Raw genomic sequence first — 23,871 nt, forward strand, 5'->3', positions numbered from 1 at the left:
CAGTCGAGCGCGGCCTGTGATGGCAAGAGGCTGTCAGGGTACCTCGCCAACAGATAAACAAAGGGCAAGCCAATTGGCTTGCTCTTTTGTTTTTGCAGCACTGTGCGTAAGTAGTGGGGAAGGCCGGGTTCAGAGGGCCAGCAACTGCTCGTTTTCGACAATCTCGCACCCGGCGGGCAGTTTCGAGAGGGCGATCATGGCGCGGGCCACCTGACGGGCCTCGATGGCGCGCCAACGGACGAGCTTGCCCACCAGCAGCGGCCGAAACAGCGGGTAGATGGTCTGAAAGATCTGCTCGGAGAGACGCGGTGACTGGCGATCTCCGAGCAGCATAGCGGGCCGCACGATGGCGAGCCGTGGCCAGGATTGGGCCAGCAGGGCCTGCTCCATCTCCCCCTTGGTACGCGGATAGAGAGCCGGGGACGATGCGCTGGCCCCCATGCTCGAGACCACGATCAGCCGTTGACAACCGTGGCGGCGGGCCAGCTCGGCAAAGGCGACCACATAGTCGAGATCGACCCGGCGAAACGCCTCGGCAGAGCCCGCCTCCTTGCGGGTGGTGCCGAGGGCACAGAAGGCGATATCTACCGGGCGGGAGAGGGTGACGCTGGCCAGATCATCAAAATTGACCGGCAGCCAGTGGTGCGCCTCCTTGCCTGGCTTGCGACAGAGCAGGGTCAGTTCATGTTCGGCAGGCAGTTGCTGCAGCAGTTCGCGACCGATCAGGCCGCTGGCTCCGGCAATCAGGATCCGGCTCATGGGGATTCTCCCTGTGTCATTCGATGGTGTTGATGCCATGGTGGCTGCTCATCAGCATCAGGCAATTTGCGGGCAGCTGCAATGGGGAGAAATGACTCAGTGTTGTCGGGCAAGATGAATTACGCGGGACTGGATAAAACAAAACCGGCGCGAGGCCGGTTTTGCGGGATATCAGAGCGGGGTATTGAAAGCTGCTGGCAGCGGGAAGTCACCCGTTACCGTGGTGAGCCTGTCGTTGGCGAAGGTGACGGTGAGCTCTTTGCGCTCTTTGTCGCCGTGGCCCGGCTGGAATTCATAGAGGTAGTACCAGGTGTTGGGGTCAAAGCCGTCACGCAGCATGGGGGTCCCCAGTACATAGCTGACCTGCTCGCGGGTCATCCCCTGGCGCAGTTTGTCGACCTGTTTTTGTTCCACATAGTTGCCTTGTGGAATATCGATACGATAGACCAGGCTGCAACCGGAGAGGGTGAGGGCGGTCAGGGCCGCGGCAATCAGGTGTTTCATCCGCATAACGAGTTCAGATCATCCATACAGTCTTTTTTGGCTCGGCAAATCATACCGACTCCCTCCACGGAAGTAAAAAGCCATTGATCCATCAGCCAATAAAAAGGGCCGCACTGCGACCCTTTCTGGCAATCCGGCAGCCGTTACATGGCGGCGCGGAAGATGGCGACGATCTCTTCGTGGCTCGCCTGTTTCGGGTTGGTGAAGCCGCAGGCATCTTTCAGGGCGTTGCTGGCCAGGGTATCGAAGTCATCGGCCTTGACGCCGAGCTGCTCCAGACCTGCCGGGATCTTCACATCCAGCGCCAACTGCTTGATGGCGGCAATGGCAGCGGCGGCGCCCTGCTCGTCGCTCATGGCGCTCACGTCAACACCCATGTAGCGGGCCACATCCTTCAGACGAGCCGCGCTCACCTGGGCGTTGAATGCCTGAACGTGGGGCAGCAGCACGGCGTTGCAGACGCCATGGGGCAGGTCATAGAAGCCGCCCAGCTGGTGGGCCATGGCGTGCACATAGCCCAGGCTTGCGTTGTTGAAGGCCATGCCGGCCAGGAACTGGGCATAGGCCATCTGCTCGCGGGCATGCAGGTCGTCACCGTGGTTGACGGCGGTGCGCAGGTGCTTGGCAATCAGCTCGATGGCCATCACGGCGCTGGCATCGGTCACCGGGGTGGCGATGGTGGAGACATAGGCCTCGATGGCGTGGGTCAGGGCATCCATGCCGGTGGCGGCGGTCAGACCGGCCGGCTTGGCCAGCATCAGTTCGGGATCGTTGACCGACATCAGCGGGGTAACGTGCTTGTCGATGATGGCCATTTTCACGTGGCGCGCTTCGTCGGTGATGATGCAGAAGCGGGTCATCTCGGAGGCGGTACCGGCGGTGGTGTTGATGGCGATAAGCGGCAGTTGCGGTTTGGCGGAGCGATCCACCCCTTCGTAATCCTTGATGTTGCCACCGTTGGCGGCCACCAGCGCGATGCCCTTGGCACAGTCGTGGGGCGAGCCGCCACCCAGCGAGATGACGCAGTCGCAGCCGTTGGCCTTGATCATCGCCAGACCCGCTTCGACGTTGCTGGTGGTGGGGTTGGGTTTGGTCTCATCGAAAACTGCGCTTTCAATGCCATGTTCAGCCAGCAGGGTGGTGAGCTTGGCGACCACGCCGATCTGGTTGAGAATTTTGTCGGTGACGATCAGCGCCTTGCGGTAGCCGTAACCCTTGATATCAGCGGCAGCCTCTTGCAGGCAGCCGGCACCCATCAGGTTGATTGCAGGAATATAGAACTTGAATGTAGCCATGATGGACTTCCTATAGTTAGCCATTAAGTGGTAGTTGAGAGCTAGGCTACCATCTAGAAAGGGATACAAAAGCATCTTGTTTACAACTTTACGGGGTCGATCACGAGTCGTTAATTAAGCGCTGAACCAGGCTTGACTTTCCCGCATCTGACTCGATTTGCGGAAAAACGTTTGTCAATTATTTCATTGAGTTAGCAAACGTTTTGCGCAATGTTTGTCACTGTCAATGCGTGGAAGTGTGAGGCGCTTCAAGGAATTGGAAAGCGCTTTCGACCATAGTTGGCGCCTCCCCGAAGAGGGGGGTAAAGGCTTGAAAGTATCATAAAGAATCATCTTAACTTGTGCCCTGACCATGCTGGCAGGGGGCAACCAGGAGTCCAATATGTCTGATGTATTTCACTTGGGTTTGAAGAAAGCGGATCTGCAAGGCGCCACCCTGGCGATCGTCCCCGGTGACCCCGAGCGCGTGAAGCGTATCGCAGAGCTGTTGGATAACCCGGTGCACCTGGCCAGCCATCGTGAATTCACTACCTGGCGCGGCGAGATGGACGGCAAGGCCGTGATCATCTGCTCTACCGGTATCGGTGGCCCGTCCACCTCCATCGCGGTAGAAGAGCTGGCCCAGCTGGGCATCCGCACCTTCCTGCGTATCGGCACCACTGGCGCCATCCAGCCGCACTTGAACGTGGGTGACGTGATCGTGACCACCGGTTCCGTGCGCCTCGACGGTGCCAGCCTGCACTTCGCACCGATGGAGTTCCCGGCTGTTGCCGACTTCGACTGCACCACTGCGCTGGTGAACACCGCCAAAGAGATGGGCTCCAAGCTGCACATCGGTGTGACTGCCTCCTCTGACACCTTCTACCCTGGTCAGGAGCGTTACGACACCGTATCCGGCCGCGTAGTGAGCCGTTTCCAGGGTTCCATGAAAGAGTGGCAAGCCATGGGCGTGCTGAACTATGAGATGGAGTCCGCAACCCTGCTGACCATGTGCTCCAGCCAGGGCCTGCGTGCCGGTATGGTGGCTGGCGTTATCGTCAACCGTACCCAGCAGGAAATCCCGAACGCCGAGACCATGGCGAAGACCGAATCTGATGCCATCAAGATCGTACTGGGCGCTGCCCGCAAGCTGATCTGATAGCACCACAAAGAGTGGGGGGTGGGGGCCGTTGCGAAAGCGCGGCCCCTATCTTTATCCGCCGTTTACCGCTTTTCCTCTCCCGTCACGCCTTTCACTGATCCCGTCGCACTCGCACTTGTTGTCTCTACCCATTGCTTCTAAAACGGCGCTGGACAGCGCACTTGCATCGGCTCGCCGCTCACCGGATGAGCAAAATCCAGCTCGCTGGCATGCAGCATCAGCTGCGGCGCCTGTTCGCAGCCGGGCGGCAGCAAACCGCCATAGAGATCGCAACCGAGAATGGGATGACCCAGCAGCTGACTGTGGATGCGCAGCTGATGGGTGCGACCGGTCTCCGGCACCAGTCGTACCCGGGTCAAAGGCACGGTCTGTCCCTGCATCTGCAACTCCAGCCGCTCAATCACCTGATAGTGGGAGCGGGCGGGTTTGCCACTGGCGGCGCAGATCTTCATCAGCGGAAAGAGGGCCGGATCCTTGGCGATGGGGGCGTCGATAAGCCCTTCGCTGTCAACCAGATGGCCACACAGCAGGGCGCTGTAGGCCTTGCTCACCGCCCGCTGGCTGAACTGCTGGCAGAGCAGGGCATTGATGGTCTTGTTTCTGGCCACCACCATGATGCCTGAGGTACCAAAATCTAGGCGGTGCGCCAGGGTACAGCCGGGGTAATCCTGCACCAAGCGATAGTGCACCGAGTCGAGGTTCTGCGGATTCTTGCCCGAGAGGCTCAGCAGGCCGCTCGGCTTGTTGATGAGCAGCAGGTGCTCATCTTCGAACAGGATCTCGATGGCGGCCTTGCAGGGCGGAGCAATGAAGGTATCGACGATAACGGACATAGGGGGCACGGGCAGAAAACGGGGGGCGATCATACCCGAACCGGCGCGGCCGGGCGAATGGGTGGTGCGCTGCCTCGGAAAATGAACGGGATGACGTCATGCAACCTCTTGATAATGAGCCGCGTTGAGCGAGGTGGCGTGCCGTGCAAACCGCCCAGGTCAGCAACAAGGCCCCGTTTTGTGACCCCTTCCCGAGTTCATCCGAGGCTTGCTTGTTAAGGTATGGCTCCCTGTTATGTTGTAAGGACTCATCCCATGACACTGCCCGTTATTCTCGATTGTGATCCCGGCCACGACGACGCCATCGCCCTCATTCTGGCGCTGGCCAGCCCTGAACTGAAGGTGCTGGCGGTCACCACCAGCGCGGGCAACCAGACACCGGACAAGACCCTCAACAATGCCCTGCGCATCCTCACCTTGCTGGGGCGCGACGATATTCCGGTGGCGGCGGGGGCGCCGAAACCGCTGGCCCGCGAGTTGATCATCGCCGACAACGTCCATGGCGAATCGGGTCTCGATGGCCCCAAACTGCCTGATCCTGCCTTTGCGCCACAGGCCATGACTGGGCTTGAATTGATGGCCAAATGTCTGCGCGAGAGCCTAGAACCTGTGACCCTGGTGCCGACCGGGCCGCTGACCAATATCGCCCTGCTGCTGGCGGCGCATCCCGAGCTCAAACCCAAGATTGCCCGCATTGTCTTGATGGGGGGCACCGCAGGGGCCGGCAACTGGACCCCGGCCGCGGAATTCAATATTTATGTGGACCCGGAAGCTGCCGATATGGTGTTCAAGTCGGGTATCCCCATCACCATGTGTGGCCTCGATGTGACCCATGAGGCGCAGGTGATGGATGAGGATATCGAGCGGGTGCGCGCCATCACCAATCCGGTGGCCCAGTGCGTGGCCGGGCTGCTCGACTTTTTCATGATCTACCATCGGGATCCCAAGTGGGGATTTGCTGGTGCACCGCTCCACGACCCCTGTACCATTGCCTGGTTGCTGGCTCCCGAGCTGTTCCACGGGGTCGAGTGCCGGGTCGATATCGAGACCCGGGGTGAGCATACAGTGGGGATGACGGTGGTGGATCGTTATGGTCTGACCGGCAAGCCAGCCAATGCGCTGGTATTGTTGGGGCTGGATCGTCCGGGCTTTATCGATCTGCTGGTGACGCGGCTGCGGGCGTTTGACTGAGCGCCGGTTCATTTTTGCAAGAAGGGGCGGGGAATGTGGAAGAGAGGCTTGGTGCTGCTGGCCGGGTTGCAACTGACAGGCTGTGCGACGCCATTCGAGCGGATGTGGCAGGGGCTGGCGACCTGTGAATTTACCGATCTCTATGTGGATGAGACGGGCAGGCCCGCCAATCTACAACTGGCCAACTACACCCCCTACAAGGTGAGTGATGGCTTTGCCTGGTACAAGGTGCACGAGGAGCTGCACGGCTTGCCGGTGGTCGGCTTTATCGTGCCCGCTTCCAGCTTCGAAGTGCATGCCCTGTTTGTTGATACCCCCATCGCCAACGCCCGCCGCTTGACCCATAACGCCTACGGCAGCGAGTTTGGCGACAAGCAGAAGCATGACGAGGGCTCAGCCCCTCTGCTTTTGCGCGATCCCAACAACCCCAAGCGCTCCATCATCGATTGCACCCGCGGCGAGTCTGATGGGGAACTTGAGGATTCGGCCATGCCTGAGTAGGACTACCTGTCATGCTATCGGCCTGAAATAGAGGGGCCAGCCTTGCCGGCTGGCCCCTCTTTTTTATTGTTGCTTAGCGCCCTGATCAGGGATAGCTCAGCGTCTCCTTGATAAGAGGCAGCTGGGCCTTGATCCATGCCGGATTGCAATAGGTTCCCCAGTCGCAGGCCTGACTCGACATCATTTCAGGGATAGCTCAAAGTCTCTTTGATAAGCGGCAGTTGAGCCTTGATCCACGCTGGGTTGATGGGGCCCCAGTCGCTGATGCGGTAGTGTCCCTGCAGGTGGCGAGCCCCCTCGGTCTGCTCGAAGGCGCAGCTGATGTCGAGCTCGGCCAGCGCGCTCAGGGTATCCTGCGCTGTGCGGCGCGGCATGCCGGTCGCCTCCATAATGGCAGGCACCGTATCTGTGCCCTGGCTGATCAGCCAGGCCACGTAGAGCCGCCGGTAGAAGCTGGTGCGGGTCTTGCTCGGCTCACTCATAGCTCGTCCTCAAGGCGATCGAAGTAGCGCCAGGTCGCGATGGCGGCTTTGCCCATCACCAGCGCCCAGAGGCCGAACCAGAACCAGCGGAAGAAGCTCCAGGTGGAGGCGTCAGGCTCGGTACTCTCAATCTTGGTGACGTTGGGGAACATGGAGAACATGTTCACGCGCCATCCGTAGGAGGTAATGATGGCCAGGCGTTTCTCGAACTCCATGGACTTGGCCTTGGCCTGGACGTCGGCGGCGTTGAACTTGAAGTAGAAGGGCCAGCCCCACTCGGTATCTTCATTGCGAAACACCCGGATCTTCTCGCCGGGGCGCTCGGTGTAGATGTAATAGACGTCGGTGGTGGGGCCGTCAGCCGGGTTCTTCTGGCTGATGGGGCCATCCTTGTCGGTGCGCTTCACCTCGACCCCTGTGATGGTGGCGATGGTGTGCTCCGGCAGGTAGTAGTCGAGCCAGGCGGCGGAAATGAGGGCGATGAGCCCCAGGGCGATAAAAGCGGGTTTCTTGAATCTCAGGCTCATGGTGTGCTCACGTGAGGGGGGAGTAACGTGCCTCTACCATACCGATATTTGACAGGGCAGCCCAGCCCCTTATGGCACCAACGGCCAAAAAATGGCGTTTAAAACAGAGACAAAGCCATTGCTCCATCAACCAGAAAGGCCCTTGCGGGCCTTTTTGTCTGGTTCACGTCGTGCGCTTACAGCTGGAATTGGGCCAGCTGTTTGCGTTGCTGCTCGGCGAGCTGGGAGAGTTCGTTGCTGGCACTGGCGCTCTGGCTGATGCCGGCGGAACTCTGGCTCACGATCTCGTGAATATTGGTGATGTTGCGATTGATGTCGGCAGTGACGCAGGACTGCTCCTCGGCTGCGGTGGCGACCTGGGCGTTGGCGTCGTTGATCTGGCGTACGGCACCGGTAATGCCACTCAGCAGATCCTGCACCTGAGCTGACAGGCGTTGGTTATGGCTGAGGATCTCCAGGGTCTCCTGCACGCCGTTGTTGGCGGATTGGGACTGGCTCTGCAGCCGCTCGATGATGGCCTGGATCTCCTTGGTGGAGTCCTGGGTACGGGCTGCCAGCATTCTCACCTCGTCGGCCACCACCGCAAAACCACGACCCGTTTCGCCGGCACGGGCCGCTTCGATGGCGGCATTGAGCGCCAGCAGGTTGGTCTGCTCGGAGATCCCCTGGATCACTTCAATTACCTTGCCGATCTGCTCGGACTGGGATTTGAGCTGAGCCACGATGGCGGCAGCATCTTCCAGACTGCCTGCCATCCGGCTATTGGCGGCGATGCTTTCGGTAAAGAGGGCGAGCCCCTGTTCGACCCGGCCATTGGCATCCCGCGCCAGCTCGTCGGCGATGGCGGCGTTGTGGTTGACGTTGTCTGCTGTGCTGGAGAGTTCGGTCACGGCGGAGGCGACCTGTTCGATCTCGCTGTGCTGCTGCTTTGCATTGGCCTCGGACTGGGTCATCACGGCGGCCAGCTCGGTGGCGGCGGAGGCGACGCTGTTGCTGATCCCGGTCAGGTTCTCGATGGTGCTACCAAGTTGCCCCAGAGTGAGGTTGATATCTTTGGCCAGACGGGTCAGCTCGTTGTTGCCATCCGCTTTGGCGCGCACGTTGAAGCGCCCTTGCGCCACGGCGTGCATCACCTCTTGCAACTGACCGATGGGGCTGACGATGCGACCGGAGAGGACCCAGCCACAGATCAGCGCCGCCAGTAGGGTACCGGCGGTGAGCAGCAGGGTACGCAGCAGGGTTGCGTCGTAGTGAGCCTGCTCGTCGGCCAGCTCTTGCTGGATCAGCTGGTTGATGTGGGCCGACATGCTGTCGATCTGTTTGATCAGCTGTTCACCCAGCTCGCGGAAATGGAGGCGGGCCGCCTCGTAGGCGACCGGATCGCCGCCACCCTGATGTTTTTGCGCCAGCAGCGGCAGCATGTTGCTGCGGGTATGGCTGAGGTAGGCCTGCAGGGCGGCAGCGACCTGCCGGTTATCCTGCTCGGCACCGGGGAGCACCAGACGGCCGAGGATTGCGTTGATCTCCTGCTCGGCGCTGTTGAGGTTTGCGGGCAGTGCGGCAAACAGCTTGGCATCGTAGAGGCCATAGATGGCGCTGGTGCGCAGCCGGTAGGTGGCGTGGATCAGTTTGGCAATATCGTCCTTGTTTTGGACCACGCTCTGGGTCGTCTCATCTATGTCATTGATGGCTTCATCCAGCCCCTGTTTACTGATGGCAATCATCACCATCATCAGCAGGCTGGCCAGCAGCAGCGGTATCAGGACCTGGACACGTATTGATAGATTATTCAATGACATAAATGGCTCTAATCCGAAATGGGAGGAGCCGACATATTACACACCTACGTCAGGAGCTGTCACAGGCTTTTATTGCTGAAATTTGCTGAAGAAAAGGTTTTTCCTTGTGAAAAAGGCGCCATATATGCATGATTGAACGCTTGATCCCCTGAATATGTGGTACAACTGGCCGGATTGAGTCAATCCTGTCCCGTTTTCGTGATTCCCCGCTCTTGGCGTATGGAGGTGTGTAGTGTCCAGCTGGATCGATCCGGCCATTCTGGCTCTGTTTATCCCGACCTTTTTCTTTGTCTCGGTGACCCCCGGCATGTGCATGACCCTGTCGATGACGTTGGGGATGAGCCTGGGGGTGCGCCGTACCCTGCACATGATGTGGGGGGAGCTGATCGGAGTCGGGTTGGTCTCGGTGCTGTCGGTGATCGGGGTGGCTGCCATCATGCTCAACTATCCGGGGATCTTTGCCGCCTTCAAATATGTGGGGGGCGCCTATCTGGTGTGGCTCGGTATCCAGATGTGGCAGGCCAAGGGGAAGATGGCCATTCCGGCGGATCTTTCGTCCGGTCAGCAGACCAGCGCCATGGGACTGGCGGTGCAGGGTTTCGTCACCGCCATTGCCAACCCCAAGGGGTGGGCCTTCATGATCTCCCTGCTGCCACCGTTTATTTCGGCCAGCAAGCCGATGGTGCCGCAGATCACTGCGCTGGTGGCGCTTATTCTGGTCATCGAATTCTCCTGCCTGCTGCTCTACGCCAGTGGTGGCCGAACTCTGCGCCACTTCCTCGCCAAGAGCGGCAACGTCACCCTGATGAACCGCATCGCCGGTACTCTGATGCTGGGGGTGGGAGTCTGGCTGGCGCTTGGTTAAGCGCTGTCAGTGACCCCCACCAGACAAGAAAAATGCCACCGGTCGGTGGCATTTTTTATGAGTGCCAAGTGGTTCAGCGGGGTTTGAAACGTGCGACCCAGGGGTTGGCGGTGATGCCATGCAGCAGCACGCTCAATATGATGGTGCAGAGCACAGTGGCGATGATGGGGCGCTGGCCAATCAGGGCAGGCTGGTTTTGCAGCACCATCACTGCAAAGACGATGCTGGCAAGGCCCCGCGGGCCGAACCAGCCGATAAAGAGCTTGAGCTCTGGCTTGAGGCCGGTGCCGAGCAGGCTCAGCCAGACCGGCACCATCCGCAGCAGGGTGAGGCTGGCAATGGCATAGAGCCAGTATTGCCAGTGCATCAGCTCCGACAACATGGGGAGCAGAGTTGCGCCAAACACCATCCAGATCACCACGGAGAGCAGGTCGCCGTAGCCTTCGCAACTGTCCATATAGGCGTGCTTGTGTTCACCGAGTCTGCGCCCGATAAAGAGACCGCCGACAAAGGCGGCGATAAAGCCGCTCCCCCCCAGACTCTGGGCCAGCGCAAAGCAGAGCAGGGCCAGTCCCGGCATGGTGAGCTGGCGCCAGAGCGGCAGTTGCCAGCCGTTGAGATAAGAGATTTTCAGCAGCCGTATGGTTAGGCTGGTCAGCACGAAGGCGACCAGCAGGCCAATGCCGATCTCCTCCAGCATCAGGGTGATGGCCAGCGTGGCTGTGCCTGCGTGCTGCTCTGTGGGGGCGATAAGGGCCAGCAGCAGAAGCAGCACAGGCACACAGATGCCGTCGTTGAGGCCGCTCTCCTGATTGAGCCCTTCGCGCAGTGGCGCCGGTACGGCCGGGTTGCTCACCACCGCCTTGCCGAGCGCCGCATCCGTGGGGGCAAGAATGGTGGAGAGGATGGCCATCTCCAGCAGTGGCAGGTCGGGGAAGATCCAGTGACCAAACAGGGCTCCGGCGATGAGCGTCAGTGGCAGGCCGATCATTAGCAGCCGGATGGGCAGCTGCCGGTTGGCCAGCAATACTTGCCAGTTGGTGTTGGCGGCATCGTTGAACAGCACGATAACCAGAGTCAGCTCGGCCAGCAGCTTGATGCCGGCGCTGTCGATAGAGAGGGAGAGCAGCTCCAGCCCGCCAGGCCCCAGCAACCAGCCGGTCAGTAGAAAGAGCAGGGGGCCGTTGACCAGCTTTGATTCGAAGCGCCCCGCGATCAGGCTGTAGATCAGCAAGAAGGCAGCGATCACCGCCAGATTCTGGTAAAGCAGATGTGTATCCATACAAGCTCCCTTGAAACCATCTTGTCAGGGCTGTTTAACTGCCATCCTGGCCCCGGGTTATGCCCGATATTCTCAGTGATTAACTCTTTGTTGCCGTAACTGTGCGCACACCTTGTCCAGAGTGGCTGTGCCCATCACGCCTGCCGAGGCAGATCAATCGGTCAGGCAGTCGGGGTCGAACACATACTCCCCATCCAGCCAGCGCACGATTTCGTCGACGCAGGCTTGATCCCGAAACGGCAGGTAGCGCGCCTTGAGGGCTGCAATCTTCTCTGGGGTGAGCTGGGCCAGCCCCAGATCCTGAAACAGCGGCAGGTCGGCCTCGATCATCGCGGAGATCTGCGGGCCGCAGGTGGCGTTGAGGGCGGCATGCAGCGCCTTGTCGGGGTCGTACTGCTTGCCGAGGCGGTAGCTCATCGGCAGGGTGGCGAGGGGTAGGGCGGAGAGCGCTGCCTGCTTCATCGGGTTGACCGCGTGGCCACAGACCAGCTCTGCCAGCTCGGCAGGGCGATTCTCGAAGGCGCGCAGGTGCAGGTAGCTGCTCGCCTTGCTGCCATCGTTAACCGGGTAGTTGTCCCACAGGAAGGGCTTGCGGCCGAGCAGTTCGGTCACCTGCTTGAGGTGGCTGGCCGGATATTCGCTGGAGCAGACCTTGGGGCCGGTCCAGAAGATCTCGAAACGGCGATCGAGCTGCTCGCCAAGCTCCTCCAGATAGCGGGGAGGCATGGCGCCAAACACCTTCTCCAGCACCGGATCGGTCGAGTAGTAGCTGGGGCAGAAGATGAGGCGGGTCGCCTTGCTGTGGGCCGCGATATCGTGGGCGATGGTGAGCTGGTGACGGGCCAGATCCGGGGTATCCCCCTTCATATCGTCAAACAGCACCGCCAGAATATCGGGCTGGAGCATCTCGTCGATGAGGCGCACTTTCTCAAGCAGCGCCGGGCGCTGCCGCTTATAGTCGTGATGCGCCCCCATGGGGCTCAAGCCCACCCCGAAGGCGAGTCCGTTGGCGCGGCACTGGCGCGCCAGCTCGGCGAGATCCGCCAGCTGCTGCTCGGGCCAGGGGAGGGCCCAGTGCTTGCGCAGATAGCCATCCTCTTTCGGTGCATAGATATAGAAACCGTAGCCGTGGCGTGGCAGCCACTGGGCGTAGCGGGCACGGGCCTGCCAGCTCCATCCCTTGCCAAAAAAGCCTTCAATCACCCCCAGATTGGCAGCGGGGGGCAGGGGGCCGGACAGCAAACTTTGATATGGCATAACGCTCTCCCTTCTTGCTGGGGACTTGATACGGAACGGTCGGTCAGACCGGGTCCTCTTCCTGAAAACGCACCCCGATCTTGCTCGGCACGCTCTCGTCCATTTCGGCCACGGTCCAGATCAGGCCCTGCCATTCGATGTTGTCACCGACAACCAGATTATCGCCCAACTGGCTGGCAATAAAATCGCCCAGTGTCTGATCCGCCACCTCGCTCACATCCAGCCCGTAAAGAGGGGCGAGATCCACCAGCCGTGCCGCCGCTTCCAGCAGGAAGTCACCGAAGAAGCGGGGGCCGAGATCCTGCTCCGGAGCCTGACTGAACAGCTGGCCGAGGGCAGGGAGGTCACGTTCGTGACCGATCACGCAGAGGATGTCATCGGCCTGTAGACAGGTACTACCCGAGGGGTGGAGCAGCTCGCGGCCTCGAAACAGGGCGCAGATCCGGGTGCCGGTGGGCATCTGCAGATCCCGCAGTGGCGAGCCGATGCACCACTTCTCCTCCCCCAGCTGGTAGACGAAGGTCTCCCACTGGCTGTCGAGATCGATCTCGAGCCCCGAGCGGTTGATGGGCGACGGCGGTGCCGGCACCTCCACTCGCGCCAGCCTTGATGCCAGCGGTAGCGAGCTGCCCTGCAAAATCAGCGAAACCAGCACCACGAAGAAGGCGACGTTGAAGTAGAGCTGGGCGTTGGGCAGCCCCGCCATCATGGGGAACACCGCCAGAATGATGGGCACGGCGCCGCGCAGGCCAACCCAGGAGATAAACCAGCGCTCGCGGGGGGCGAAGTTCTTGAACGGTAGCAGCCCGATCCAGACCGACACCGGGCGGGCAAACAGGATCATCCACATCGCCAGCGCCAGCGCGGGCAGGGCGATAGGCAGCAGGTTGCTCGGGGTAGCGAGCAGCCCCAGCACCAGGAACATGCCGATTTGGCTGAGCCAGGTCAGACCGTCCAGCACCGACAATGTGGTGCTGCGGCTGCGCAGGGCGAGGTTACCGAGCAACAGACCGGTGAGATAGATGGCGAGAATGCCGCTGCCACCGACCGCCGTGGTGAGGGCGAAGATCAGCAGACCGCCGCTGACGGTGAGCAGCGGATAGAGCCCCGGCGCCAAGCGGGCTGTGTTGATGAGGCGCCACAGCAGCCAGCCGCCGCCAAGGCCGATCCCGGCGCCAAGACCAAACTGCTTGACCAGTTGCAGCAGCAGGAAGCCCCCATCCAGCCCTTGCTGGGCGGTGGCGAGCACCTCGATCAGGGTGACGGTAAGAAACACTGCCATAGGATCGTTGCTGCCCGACTCTATCTCCAGCGTCGCGCTCACCCGCTCGTTGAGGCTGCGCCCGCCGAGCAGGGAGAAGACCGCCGCCGCATCGGTGGAGCCGACAATGGCGCCGATCAGCATCCCCTGCATCAGGTTGAGGTCAAACAGCCAGGCTGCGGCAAGCCCCGTCAGGCCGGTGGTGATAGCCACCCCGACTGTCGCCAGCGACAAGGCAGGCCAGAGTGCAACCCGAAACGAGGAGACCCGGGTGCGCATGCCACCGTCGAGCAGAATGATGGCAAGCGCCAGGTTGCCCACCAGATAGGCGATGGAGTAGTCGGCGAAGTGGATGCCACCAGGGCCATCCTCACCGGCCAGCATGCCGACGGCGAGGAAGATAACCAGAATGGGAATACCGAGGCGGGAAGAGAGGGCGCTCAACAGTACGCTGGCTCCCACCAACAGGGCAGCGACAAAAAAGAAACTGTTGATGGTAGCGGCATCCAAGGGCGAACTCCTTCCTGGTAATGTGCAAAGTAGGCACATTATATGCAGTTAGGCCCCCCTTGTGTGGCTTATTTGTGCATCAATTTTCACTTTCTTACATTTTTCATCCCTTTTTTCAGCATGGCCGCGCCATATTCTGACTGTGACGGGGTTAACGAAAGCGGAGTCAAAGGAGCGTCGATTTCAGGATGCGCAGGGAGGAGAGGGCGGGGAAAAGCGAAACGGCACAGCAGAGGGAGAGGGGAGCACAAGGGCGCTCCCCACGGGATGGGGGCGGGATTCAGTCGTCCTCGTCATCCTTTACTTCGCGGATCTTGTCCTTGTAGTTGGGCAACTGCTTCTCCAGCCGTTTCATGTCTTTGATGGCATTGAGAAACAGCCCGAGCAGGAACAGCAGCGGCAACCCTATCCACAGCCAGAGATTCATGGGATTTTCCTTTCGTCAGGACAGGTGGTGACATAACAGGCCAAAATTTCATCAAGGTTGGCCAATATGGTCGACTTGCCTTCAATATCCGCCTGTTGCAGGCAAAGCGCCAGTGCCGCGGGATCAAGTCGCTGCTCGTCGGACTCCAGCGAGAAGCTAATATGCCAGGGCTCGTAGGCGACCCCGCTCTCTGCCCCGACCGGCTTGGCATAAGGGAGGAAGAAGCCGAAGTCGCTCATATGGTCGCTGAGCCACTCGCTCAAGCCTGCAAACCAGCCCCTGGCTTCATACTCCCACGGCTCCAGTGCCAGTTTGGTATTGGCGGGCAGGCAGTCCGGGTCGTAGATATCGAGATCGGTCCCCCAGTGGTGACGGCTGGTGCCGGGCAGGGCGCTCCAGCGCAGGATAGCGTGGAGGCGCTCCTCGTCGCTCAGTTGCAGGGCGTCGATGGGCTGGCTGTGGGCATCGAGCAGTGGCCGTTCGCCGCGCCACTTGCCATTCCAGATGGCGAGTTGGCGCTCGAAGCTGCGCCAGCTGGAGGCCGCCTGCAGGTTGAACCCCTCGTAGGCGGCCGCCACCTGCATGTCGTTGAAGGCCGCCGCGGTGGCGGCGGTCAGCCGATGGGGGCCGCGCCCCACCAGAATAAGGTGGCTCTCGTCGAGCCCCAGCAGTTGTTCCTGCGTCATGCCAGCAATCTCTCGAGCACCCCTTGGTACATGTCGGCCAGCAGATCCAGATCGTCCGCCTTCACGCACTCGTTCACCTTGTGAATGGTGGCGTTGACCGGCCCGAGCTCAATCACCTCGGCGCCGGTGGGGGCGATAAAGCGCCCGTCGGAGGTGCCACCAGTGGTGAGCAGGGCCGGTCGCTGACCGTTCACCGCCTCGATGGCCGCCACGGCCGCATCAAGCAGCGCGCCGGTATCGGTGAGGAAAGGTTGGCCGGAGAGGGTCCAGCTCAGCTGATAATCGAGGCCATGTTTATCCAGCAGCGCCTCGACCCGCTCGCGGATATCCAGGTCGGTCAGTTCGGTGCTGAAGCGGAAGTTGAACTGGACGTGCAATTCGCCCGGAATGACGTTGGAAGCGCCGGTGCCGGCCGAGATGTTGGCAATCTGGAAGCTGGTGGGGGGGAAGTAGGCGTTGCCCTCATCCCACACGGTGGCGGCAAGTTCGGCCAGCGCTGGCGCCGCCTTGTGGATCGGGTTGTCAGCCAGATGGGGATAAGCCACATGGCCCTGCACCCCGCGTACCAGCAGATCGCCGGTGATGGAGCCGCGGCGGCCGTTCTTCACTACATCCCCTACCACGGCGGTAGAGGAGGGCTCGCCGACGATGCACCAGCGGATCTTCTCGTTGCGGGCCTCCAGGGTGTCGATCACCCGGGTGGTGCCATTGATAAAGGGCCCCTCCTCATCGGAGGTGATGAGAAAGGCGATGGACCCGGTGTGATCCGGATGCTCGGCCACGAAGCGCTCTACCGCCACCACCATGGCAGCCAGCGAGCCCTTCATGTCGGCGGCGCCGCGTCCGTAGAGCACGCCATCCTTGATGGTCGGCTCGAACGGCGGGGTGTGCCATTTGTCCAGCGGCCCGGCGGGCACCACGTCGGTGTGACCGGCGAAGCAGAACAGTGGCCCCTCGCTGCCACGACGGGCCCAGAGGTTGGTGGTGTCCTCAAACACCATGGGCTCGATGACAAACCCGAGCTTGGCGAGGCGCTCCGTCATCAGGGTCTGGCACCCTTCATCGAGGGGGGTAACGGAGGGGCGGCGGATCAGATCCTTGGCCAGTGCGATGACATCCGACATCAGTTGTCCTTAGTTGTCCTTAACGGGAAAAGAGGGATTGGTAGTGATCAGCCTTGAAACCCAGGGTCAGTTCGCCGTCACGGTCGAGCAGCGGGCGCTTGATCATGGCCGGATGTTCCAGCAGCAGGGCGCGCGCCTTGGCGGTGTCGAGCCCCTGTTTGGCCTCATCCGGCAGGGCGCGGAAGGTGGTGCCGCGGCTGTTGAGCAGGGCTTCCCAGCCGAGTTTTGCCAGCCAGCTGTCCAGATCGTCCGGGTTCAGGCCGTCGGCGCGGTGGTCGTGAAAGCGGTAGTCGATACCGGCCTCATCCAGCCACTTGCGGGCTTTCTTGATGGTGTCGCAGTTCTTGATGCCATAGAGGGTGATGGCCATGGGGAGTCCTTCTCTTGTGGGCGCTGGCCGTGGCCGCGCCCGAAAATCCGAATCAACAGAGTGCAAGGGCCCGATTCTGGCATTGTGGCAATCCCATGGCAACGCCGATGGTCCGGCTCGCGGGTTTTACCGGAACTGGTCACACCTGAACGGCGATTTTGAGCACAAAGTCAGAAGCAGTGGGGCTGGCGTGCCCGATGGGGTTGGGTATTGCGGGAGAAGATCGACTATTGCAGGAGAAAAAGAGAAGGGGGCAAACGCCAGATAGCCAAAACGCGCCAGTGGGCGCGTTTTGGTCGGCATCATCAAGTACCTCAATCAGTGCAGGGTGGTCCACTCATGGTCAAAGACCCGGGCCCGTTCCCAGGGTGCATCAGGCAGGCTGGAAGAGAGGCCAGTGTATTTGCCCACGTCGTCCACCACGATGGCGGAGAGGATCGGCAGGTTGTTTTCGGTGCAGTACATGCGGATGCGTTGCAGCAGGGTGCGCAGTTCATCCTGGCACTGCTCCAGCCCGGCCTGCTTGGCCAGTTTGGAATAACGAATGGTAGTGCGTTCCTTTGCAGACTCGACGAGGATGTCCCACAGCTTGTAGTCGCAGGTCGAGACACCTGCGGTGGCTTGGCTTGTCATAACTCTCTCCGGCGCGAAATGGTCGCTATATGTCGAAGCGCATCTTCGCCACTTCGGCGCTGTCGTATGTTGATCCAACGCAAAAAAGAGGGGAGTCGCGTCAGACAATTCTCTTTCCGAGAATGGTAAAGGTTTTTCTGTGGGTGAAAAAACGAAAATTTGGCACTTGGCTAACATATTGTGCTGTCAAAGCCCAATGTCGTCACCTTTATTGATGGGGATCAAAGGCAAACAGTAGTCAGATCACTAGATTTCGCTCCTCGATAAATTTATCAGGAGTGAATATTGGAACTTTTATTCGTCTTGCTCGTTCTGGTCGCCGTGGTCTACGGCATCATCAAGGATTACAACCCGCAGGCGGTGCTGGCGCTGGCGGGCATGGCCATTTTTGCAGTGGCCTACTGGTTGGGGCTGCACCCCATTCTCCCCGCTGACAAGAGCACCGGCTTCGCCCTGTTCGACCTGTTCGAAGTGTTCAAGGGGATCTTCTCCTACCGCGCGGCGGGCCTCGGCCTCACCATCATGGCGGTGGCGGGTTTTGCCACTTACATGTCCCATATCGGGGCCTCCCAGGCGCTGGTGCGGGTGGCGGTCAAGCCGGTGGCGGGCATCCAGTCCAGCTACCTGATGCTCGCCATCTGTTATCTGGTGGCGGTCTTTGTCTCCCTGTTCGTCACCTCCGCCACCGGCCTTGGCCTGTTGTTGATGGTCACCATGTATCCGGTGATGCGCAACCTCGGCATCAGCCCGGCCTCCGCCTGTGGTGTCATCGCCACCTCCCAGGCGTTTGAAATTGGCCCGACCCAGACCAACGCCATCTTCTCCGCCGGTCAATCCGGCATGGATCCGACCAGCTATTTCGTCGACTACCAGATCTGGCTGGTGGCCCCCATGCTGCTGGTGACCATGGTGCTGCACTTCTTCTGGCAGCGTCACTGCGATCGCAAGGATGGCTGGGATCCTGCGCTCCATCGCGGCGATCACGCCGAGCTGGACGAGCAGGGCACCGAGAGCGTGCAGGCGCCCACCTGGTATGCCCTGCTGCCGATAATCCCCTTCGTGCTGATGATGACCTTCTCCAAGCTGCTGGTGAGCGACATCAAGATGAGCGTGGAGGTGGCCATGCTGCTGTCGGTCTTTATCGGCATGCTGTGCGAGCTGCTGCGTAGCCGCTCGGTGCGAACCGCATTCGCGGGGCTGTCGAGCTTCCTCGATGGCATGGGCAAGGTGTTTGGCCCTGTGGTGGCGCTCATCGTCTGTGCCGAGCTGTTTGCCGAATCTCTCAAGGCCATCGGCGCCATCGATACCCTGCTGCACTCTGCCAGCAATGCCGGTATCGGCAGCGGCCTGATGACCCTGGTGATGGTGGGCCTCATCATGGTGGCGGCGGTCATCATGGGCTCCGGCAACGCGGCGTTCCTGAGCTTCTCGACCCTGGCACCGGCGGTGGCGGCCAAGTTTGGCGTGCCTGCGGTGACCATGTTGCTGCCGATGCAGCTCGCTTCCAGTATCGGCCGCACCATCTCTCCCATCGCGGCGGTGCTGATCGCCTGTGCGGGGATTGCCAAGGTGTCGCCCTTTACCGTGGTCAAACGCACCAGCGTGCCGATGGCGGGGGCGCTGGTGACGGCGCTGACCCTCAACTATCTGCTGTTTATGTAAGCGGGTGGCGGACGGCACGAGCTGTCCGCCCCTTTCACTCGGCTGTCGGACGGGAGGCCTGCCCTCCCGTCCCAGGAGATGACAATGACAGACTCTCGCAACGCTTTTTCTCTGGATGCCTACCTGGCAGATCTGGCCCCGCTCATCAACCTCGATTGCGGTACTCGCACCCCGGCCGGGGTGGCCAAAGTGGCCGACATCATGACCGAGAAATATGAGGCCATCGGCTGGCAGGTGACCCGCCACCAGTTTGCTGCCGAGTGCGGCCCCTGCCTCGAGGCAACCAATGCACCGGGTGCCGCTCACTACGACGTGATGCTGGTGGGCCACATGGACACCGTCTTCCCCGAGGGAACAGCGGCCAAGCGCCCGTTGAAAATCGAAGGCAATCAAGCCTTTGGCCCCGGTGTCTCGGACATGAAGAGTGGCCTGCTCTCTATCTGGTATGCACTTAAAGAGATGGATCCGGTGCAGCTGGCCAAGCTCAAGGTGCTGGTCTGCTGCAACTGCGACGAAGAGATTGGCTCCCCCTGGTCGAAAGATTGGCTGGTGGAGAAGGCCAAACAGAGCGGCTGCGTGCTGGTGGCCGAAGCGGCGCGCCCCAACGGGGATCTCATCAGCGCCCGCAAGGGCAATGCCAAGTACCGCATCACCTTTCACGGCAAGGCGTCCCACGCCGGTTCGGCCCTGACCGAAGGGATCTCCGCCATCACCGAGCTGGCGCATTGGGTGCTGGCCATTAACGAGCAGGTCAACATGACCACGGGCACCACCATGAACGTCGGCGTGGTACAGGGCGGCACCGGCGTTAACGTGGTGCCCGACTTTGCCGAGGCAATCGTCGATCTGCGTTTCTGGAGTAACGAAGAGGCCGCTGCGGTGCACGAGCGGCTCACCTTTATGGCCAACAACCCCTTCCTTGCGGGCTGTCGGGTCGAGGTGGATCGCCAGACCTTCAAGCCGGCGATGCGCCCGAGCGGCGATACAGAAGCTGTGATGGCGCTGGTGGAGGCGGCTGCGAAAGAGGAGGGGATCTCCTTCAACTGGCTGGAGGCCGGTGGCGGTTCGGATGCCAACTTTACCGCCGCCGCGGGGGTGCCGTCCCTCGATGGTTTCGGCCCCATGGGGGGCGGTTTTCACTCGGAGGCGGAATTCCTGCTGCTGGACAGCATCGAGCCGCGCATCCGCCTGCTGCAGCGGGTGCTGGGCAAGCTGGCGAAATAAGCCGGTTTATCCCTTGTTCGGGTCATCATGGCCCGCTCAAAATTGGTCCGCTCCACTCCAAACGGGAGGCTGTTGCCTCCCTTTTTTTATCTCGATTTTTCGCGCGTCCCTGAACGAGCGCGCCAGATGGCTTGAGGCCGTTACCCCTGTGGCTCAGCCAGATAGGCCAGATGATCCTGCCGTGCTACCTGCCAGCCATCGAGGCGCAGCGGGGCGGCAAAGCCCGGGCCGTCAGTCACCATGGTGTGGTACTCCCCCTGCTCGCCGCAGGCATCGAAGCCCTCGCGCTCGGCCAGTTGTTGTAGCTCGCAGAGGGTGGCGGCATCGAGGGGGCGTCCAGTCCACTCGGGGGCCAGCACCCGGGTATCGATGCAGGAGAGGTGGGCGACGATGCCGCGGGCCAGCATATCCGCCAGCAAGGCTTGGCGAGATTGCTGCCAGAGCGGGGTATGGACGGTGAGCCCGAGCGGGCGGCAGCGTTCGCGGATCCAGTTTGGTGCGCCCCCCACGCTGTCGATATCGCCGGTGACTACGCCATCGAGTTGCCACTCCTCCTTGAGCCGTGCCAGTTCCCGCTCATAACCGAGATCGAACGGCGCTTCTATGGTGACCAGCAGATGGGGCAGCCCGAGGGCTTCCGCCTGACGGCGCACCAGCGGCAAGGGGTGAGCGAGAAATCGGGGCTCTGGCGGCGCAAAGGTGGCCAGTGCCACCACCTGATGGCCCGCTTGACGGGCATGACAGAGAGCCAGCATGGCATCTTTGCCACCGCTCCAGAGCAGGATGACGCGAGACATGGATGAGATTCCGGTGGTGAACGAGGGGGCATGCTACCCAGCGGCGGGGGCAGAGGTAAAGGCATAGTGTCCGGAAATGGCGGCGGGGAAGTGGTTGAGGTAACGGAGCTGGAAAAAAGCAGGCCCCCGAAGCGGGGGCCTGTATTGCAATAGCGTGGTAAACACCGCTGCGATTAGAGCAGGATGCTGGTGAGGATAAAGCCCAGCGAGCAGGAGGTCACCACCCCGATCAGCCCTGGAATGATGAAGCTGTGGTTGATGATGAACTTGCCGATGCGGGTGGTGCCGGAGCGGTCGAAACCGATACAGGCCAGATCGCTCGGGTAGGTCGGCAGCACGAAGTAGCCGTAGCTCGCTGGCAGGAAGGCAATCAGCAGCTTGGGCTCGACACCCAGCGCCAGACCCATGGGGGCGATAGCGGTGAGGGCTGCGGCTTGGCTGTTCACCAGCTTGGAGATAAGGAACAGCACCAGGGCGTAGGTCCAGGGCTGGGCCTGTACCACGTGGGCCAGGGTTTCTTTGAGCAGCGGCATGTGAGCTTGGAAGAAGGTCTCACTCATCCATGCCACCCCGAATACGGAGAAGATGGCGACCATACCCGCCTTGAAGACGGCACCGTTGGCGATCTCGCCCGGCTTGACCTTGCAGCGCATCAGTATGATGGCACCGGCGATCAGCATCATCATCTGGATCACCAGGTTCATGGAGAGCGGGCCAGTTTTGTCCTTGATGGTGAACACCGGACGCAGACCTTCGTTGGCACCGAGCAATACCACGGCGGCGATGGCGGCGAAGAAGATCCAGGTAGACCAGTAGGCCTCTTTCGGGAACTTGGTGTTGAGCAGGGTTTCACCACCGCCGTAGATGAAGGCGCGCTGCTCTGGGTCTTTGATCTTGGCCTGGAACTCTTCGTCCTTGTCCAGATCCTTGCCGCGACGCAGGCTCCACAGGGCTGCCACGATGACACCGGTCAGGGAGGAGGGGATGGCGATCATCAGGATGTCGAGCAGGCCGTAAGCCTGACCGATACCGTGACCAGCCGCCAGAATGGAGACCATGGAGACCACGGCAACGGAGACCGGGGAGGCGCAGATGGCCATCTGGGAGGCAACGGAGGCGACAGCCATCGGGCGCTCGGGACGGATGTTCTTCTGCAGCGCAATGTCAGCGATGATGGGGAACATGGTGTAGACCACGTGGCCGGTACCGCATAGGAAGGTGAGGGTCCAGGTGGTGAGCGGCGCCAGGATAGTGATGTATTGCGGGTGACGGCGCAGCAGGCGCTCGGCCACTTGCATCATCAGGTTGAGGCCACCGGCAGTCTGCAGGGTGGCGGCACAGCCGATCACCGCCAGAATGGTCAGCATTACCTGAACAGGCGGTTCGCCCGGCACCAGGCCGAAGACGAAGGTCAGCAGGAAGAGACCGATACCACTGATGAGACCGAGTCCCATGCCCCCAAAGCGGGTACCCAGCAGCAAGCAGCCGAGTACCACTAAAAATTCCATCAAGATCATTCCGTTACCTCGTGTGATTCAACCCATATTGCCGCGGGTAGCCTGAACCATGAATTGTCATTGTCTGTTTTATTTAGCCCAAAAGGGTTAGTTGCTATTCTGCTCCCCTGAAAAAGTGAAAAAATTGAGTTACTTCAATAACTCGATGAATTTTTGATTAAACCACTTAAAAACCACGTACTAACAAAAACATTATTTTTGTCAACAAGTGGTATCACTCGGGGCCAGCCCATCAGAGTGCAACCAGAGGAGTTGTGATGGGGAATGCGTTGGTAAGGAAGTTGTGGAAAAAGGCCCGGGTCAGGGGAGAAGAGGCTTAAAAACACGGGTTAAAGATATCTTTTTTGGCAAATGGGGTGTTCTGCGACTCTGCTCATCGGGGGGCGGGTGCTGATAGCAGATAGCGACGCTGATACTGTTCGCTCAGCTCCTTGATATCGAGTCTGGCTAGCGCATTGTTCACTCGCTGTTGCAGTTGCTGTTGATCGGGACGGAACATGATGTGCAGGCTCTTGTACCCGAGGATCTTCGGGTTGAACTGCAGCTGTTCGGGGTGGAGTTTGTCATCGTGATAGGTGAGCCAGTAGAAAACATCCCGGTCGATCACAGCCAGATCGAGCCGGTCGCGCTGCAATTTTCGCAGGTTGAGGTGATCGTCGTCCACGGCAAAGGTGTTGAGGCGCTTGCTGGCCATCAGGGCATCAAATTCACGGGTATTGATATAACCTGCGACGACCCCAATCCGGTAGGAAGCGAGATCTTCGAGTCGCTGCCAGTGGATAGGGGGGCCGGCTTGCTGCGCCATGCCCAGCACACTACTGCCCACGCTGGTGGAGATATGCCACCGTTTATCCAGATCATCGGCGAAGTATTTGGGGAAGTAGCCGCTGTAGTGCTGGGCGGGATCGGATGCCAGCAACATGGCTCGATGCCAGGGGTAGAAGTCAAACTGAACCTCCAGCCCCGCTTCGGCAAATGCACGCTTGACGATATGGCCGGTAAGGCCACCATCAGGGAGATGCTGGCTGGTATAGGGGGGCCACTCCAGGGTGGTCAGGTGCACGGGTTCTGCCCGCAATTGCAGGGGGAGCCAGAGCAGCAAGAGTGTCAGAAGCCGACGATATCCCATGAACGACCCATTCCTTGTGTCGATTGGTTCTGAGTATTACCCATAACGGGGGTAATAAAAAAGCCGACCCTGAGGACGGCTTTTGCAATGTAGTG

Annotated in this window: 24 protein-coding genes; 6 read left to right on the forward strand and 18 right to left on the reverse strand. The window is 60.6% G+C overall.

Annotated elements, in window-relative coordinates; genetic code table 11:
• Positions 1 to 129 precede the first annotated feature (129 nt).
• The 3 genes from G5168_RS10320 to yiaY form a co-directional block, all read right to left on the reverse strand.
• Positions 130 to 759: an NAD(P)H-binding protein gene (locus G5168_RS10320; RefSeq protein WP_421252165.1), complete on the reverse strand. Its 630-nt coding sequence runs from the start codon at positions 757 to 759 to the stop codon at positions 130 to 132.
• Positions 760 to 930: 171 nt separating this feature from the next.
• The gene (bamE, locus tag G5168_RS10325; protein ID WP_005337980.1) at positions 931 to 1,269 is read right to left on the reverse strand and encodes an outer membrane protein assembly factor BamE; all 339 of its coding nucleotides are present in this window, start codon (positions 1,267 to 1,269) and stop codon (positions 931 to 933) included.
• Positions 1,270 to 1,406: 137 nt separating this feature from the next.
• On the reverse strand, positions 1,407 to 2,558 hold the full coding sequence (yiaY, locus tag G5168_RS10330; RefSeq protein WP_071911816.1) for an L-threonine dehydrogenase: 1,152 nt from the start codon (positions 2,556 to 2,558) through the stop codon (positions 1,407 to 1,409).
• Between the two features lie 382 nt (positions 2,559 to 2,940).
• Between yiaY and udp the strand changes: the two genes are divergently transcribed.
• Positions 2,941 to 3,696 carry a uridine phosphorylase gene (udp, locus tag G5168_RS10335; protein WP_005337975.1) on the forward strand — a complete coding sequence of 252 codons (756 nt, stop codon included), beginning with the start codon at positions 2,941 to 2,943 and terminating at the stop codon, positions 3,694 to 3,696.
• 140 nt (positions 3,697 to 3,836) lie between these two features.
• Here udp and G5168_RS10340 read toward each other — a convergent pair whose 3' ends face one another.
• Entirely contained in the window at positions 3,837 to 4,532 is a 696-nt protein-coding gene (locus G5168_RS10340; protein WP_421252191.1) for an RluA family pseudouridine synthase, read from the reverse strand.
• Positions 4,533 to 4,787: 255 nt separating this feature from the next.
• Between G5168_RS10340 and rihA the strand changes: the two genes are divergently transcribed.
• Positions 4,788 to 5,723 (forward strand): pyrimidine-specific ribonucleoside hydrolase RihA, encoded by a 936-nt coding sequence (rihA, locus tag G5168_RS10345; protein WP_421252166.1) that lies wholly within the window; start codon positions 4,788 to 4,790, stop codon positions 5,721 to 5,723.
• A 33-nt stretch (positions 5,724 to 5,756) separates the two neighbouring features.
• Positions 5,757 to 6,224, forward strand: a complete 468-nt coding sequence (locus tag G5168_RS10350; protein WP_421252167.1) for a hypothetical protein — start codon at positions 5,757 to 5,759, stop codon at positions 6,222 to 6,224.
• A 185-nt stretch (positions 6,225 to 6,409) separates the two neighbouring features.
• Here the strand turns inward: G5168_RS10350 and G5168_RS10355 are convergent, their stop codons facing one another.
• The 3 genes from G5168_RS10355 to G5168_RS10365 form a co-directional block, all read right to left on the reverse strand.
• Complete coding sequence (locus G5168_RS10355; RefSeq protein ID WP_005344341.1) at positions 6,410 to 6,706, reverse strand: winged helix-turn-helix domain-containing protein; 297 nt, start codon at positions 6,704 to 6,706, stop codon at positions 6,410 to 6,412.
• Complete coding sequence (locus G5168_RS10360; RefSeq protein WP_005350438.1) at positions 6,703 to 7,233, reverse strand: DUF1523 family protein; 531 nt, start codon at positions 7,231 to 7,233, stop codon at positions 6,703 to 6,705. The genes G5168_RS10355 and G5168_RS10360 overlap by 4 nt, the downstream gene beginning before the upstream one ends.
• A gap of 176 nt (positions 7,234 to 7,409) precedes the next feature.
• Positions 7,410 to 9,032 carry a methyl-accepting chemotaxis protein gene (locus G5168_RS10365; RefSeq protein ID WP_421252168.1) on the reverse strand — a complete coding sequence of 541 codons (1,623 nt, stop codon included), beginning with the start codon at positions 9,030 to 9,032 and terminating at the stop codon, positions 7,410 to 7,412.
• 232 nt (positions 9,033 to 9,264) lie between these two features.
• Here G5168_RS10365 and G5168_RS10370 point away from each other — a divergent pair, with 232 nt between their 5' ends.
• Positions 9,265 to 9,897 (forward strand): LysE family translocator, encoded by a 633-nt coding sequence (locus tag G5168_RS10370; protein WP_216954223.1) that lies wholly within the window; start codon positions 9,265 to 9,267, stop codon positions 9,895 to 9,897.
• A 73-nt stretch (positions 9,898 to 9,970) separates the two neighbouring features.
• Here G5168_RS10370 and G5168_RS10375 read toward each other — a convergent pair whose 3' ends face one another.
• From G5168_RS10375 to G5168_RS10410, 8 genes are all read right to left on the reverse strand, one after another.
• Positions 9,971 to 11,179 (reverse strand): cation:proton antiporter, encoded by a 1,209-nt coding sequence (locus G5168_RS10375; protein WP_421171983.1) that lies wholly within the window; start codon positions 11,177 to 11,179, stop codon positions 9,971 to 9,973.
• A 153-nt stretch (positions 11,180 to 11,332) separates the two neighbouring features.
• Positions 11,333 to 12,436 carry a beta-N-acetylglucosaminidase domain-containing protein gene (locus G5168_RS10380; RefSeq protein WP_421171982.1) on the reverse strand — a complete coding sequence of 368 codons (1,104 nt, stop codon included), beginning with the start codon at positions 12,434 to 12,436 and terminating at the stop codon, positions 11,333 to 11,335.
• 43 nt (positions 12,437 to 12,479) lie between these two features.
• A complete protein-coding gene (locus G5168_RS10385) occupies positions 12,480 to 14,207 on the reverse strand; it encodes a potassium/proton antiporter (RefSeq protein ID WP_421171981.1) in 1,728 nt (575 codons plus the stop codon).
• 280 nt (positions 14,208 to 14,487) lie between these two features.
• Positions 14,488 to 14,634 carry a hypothetical protein gene (locus G5168_RS10390; protein ID WP_005337933.1) on the reverse strand — a complete coding sequence of 49 codons (147 nt, stop codon included), beginning with the start codon at positions 14,632 to 14,634 and terminating at the stop codon, positions 14,488 to 14,490.
• A complete protein-coding gene (locus tag G5168_RS10395) occupies positions 14,631 to 15,320 on the reverse strand; it encodes a M15 family metallopeptidase (protein ID WP_421252169.1) in 690 nt (229 codons plus the stop codon). The genes G5168_RS10390 and G5168_RS10395 overlap by 4 nt, the downstream gene beginning before the upstream one ends.
• A complete protein-coding gene (gene dapE, locus G5168_RS10400) occupies positions 15,317 to 16,444 on the reverse strand; it encodes a succinyl-diaminopimelate desuccinylase (RefSeq protein ID WP_421252170.1) in 1,128 nt (375 codons plus the stop codon). The genes G5168_RS10395 and dapE overlap by 4 nt, the downstream gene beginning before the upstream one ends.
• Before the next feature lie 19 nt (positions 16,445 to 16,463).
• Positions 16,464 to 16,814, reverse strand: coding sequence for an ArsC family reductase (locus G5168_RS10405; RefSeq protein ID WP_005337930.1), 351 nt, complete (start codon positions 16,812 to 16,814; stop codon positions 16,464 to 16,466).
• A 318-nt stretch (positions 16,815 to 17,132) separates the two neighbouring features.
• The gene (locus G5168_RS10410) at positions 17,133 to 17,447 is read right to left on the reverse strand and encodes a hypothetical protein (RefSeq protein ID WP_266134434.1); all 315 of its coding nucleotides are present in this window, start codon (positions 17,445 to 17,447) and stop codon (positions 17,133 to 17,135) included.
• 285 nt (positions 17,448 to 17,732) lie between these two features.
• Between G5168_RS10410 and dcuC the strand changes: the two genes are divergently transcribed.
• Together dcuC and G5168_RS10420 are read left to right on the forward strand one after the other, a co-directional pair.
• The gene (gene dcuC, locus G5168_RS10415) at positions 17,733 to 19,109 is read left to right on the forward strand and encodes a C4-dicarboxylate transporter DcuC (RefSeq protein WP_216954209.1); all 1,377 of its coding nucleotides are present in this window, start codon (positions 17,733 to 17,735) and stop codon (positions 19,107 to 19,109) included.
• Between the two features lie 84 nt (positions 19,110 to 19,193).
• Entirely contained in the window at positions 19,194 to 20,333 is a 1,140-nt protein-coding gene (locus G5168_RS10420; RefSeq protein WP_421171979.1) for a M20 family metallopeptidase, read from the forward strand.
• A gap of 140 nt (positions 20,334 to 20,473) precedes the next feature.
• Here the strand turns inward: G5168_RS10420 and G5168_RS10425 are convergent, their stop codons facing one another.
• The 3 genes from G5168_RS10425 to G5168_RS10435 all read right to left on the reverse strand — a co-directional run bounded on the left by G5168_RS10425 (position 20,474) and on the right by G5168_RS10435 (position 23,776).
• Complete coding sequence (locus G5168_RS10425) at positions 20,474 to 21,130, reverse strand: hypothetical protein (protein WP_421171978.1); 657 nt, start codon at positions 21,128 to 21,130, stop codon at positions 20,474 to 20,476.
• A gap of 173 nt (positions 21,131 to 21,303) precedes the next feature.
• Positions 21,304 to 22,647 (reverse strand): anaerobic C4-dicarboxylate transporter, encoded by a 1,344-nt coding sequence (locus G5168_RS10430; RefSeq protein WP_005337916.1) that lies wholly within the window; start codon positions 22,645 to 22,647, stop codon positions 21,304 to 21,306.
• A gap of 373 nt (positions 22,648 to 23,020) precedes the next feature.
• Positions 23,021 to 23,776: an ABC transporter substrate-binding protein gene (locus G5168_RS10435; RefSeq protein WP_337073584.1), complete on the reverse strand. Its 756-nt coding sequence runs from the start codon at positions 23,774 to 23,776 to the stop codon at positions 23,021 to 23,023.
• Positions 23,777 to 23,871: the final 95 nt, after the last annotated feature.

It is taken from the genome of Aeromonas sp. 600724, assembly GCF_049175135.1.
In the GTDB taxonomy this organism is placed as follows: Bacteria; Pseudomonadota; Gammaproteobacteria; order Enterobacterales; family Aeromonadaceae; genus Aeromonas; species Aeromonas veronii_A.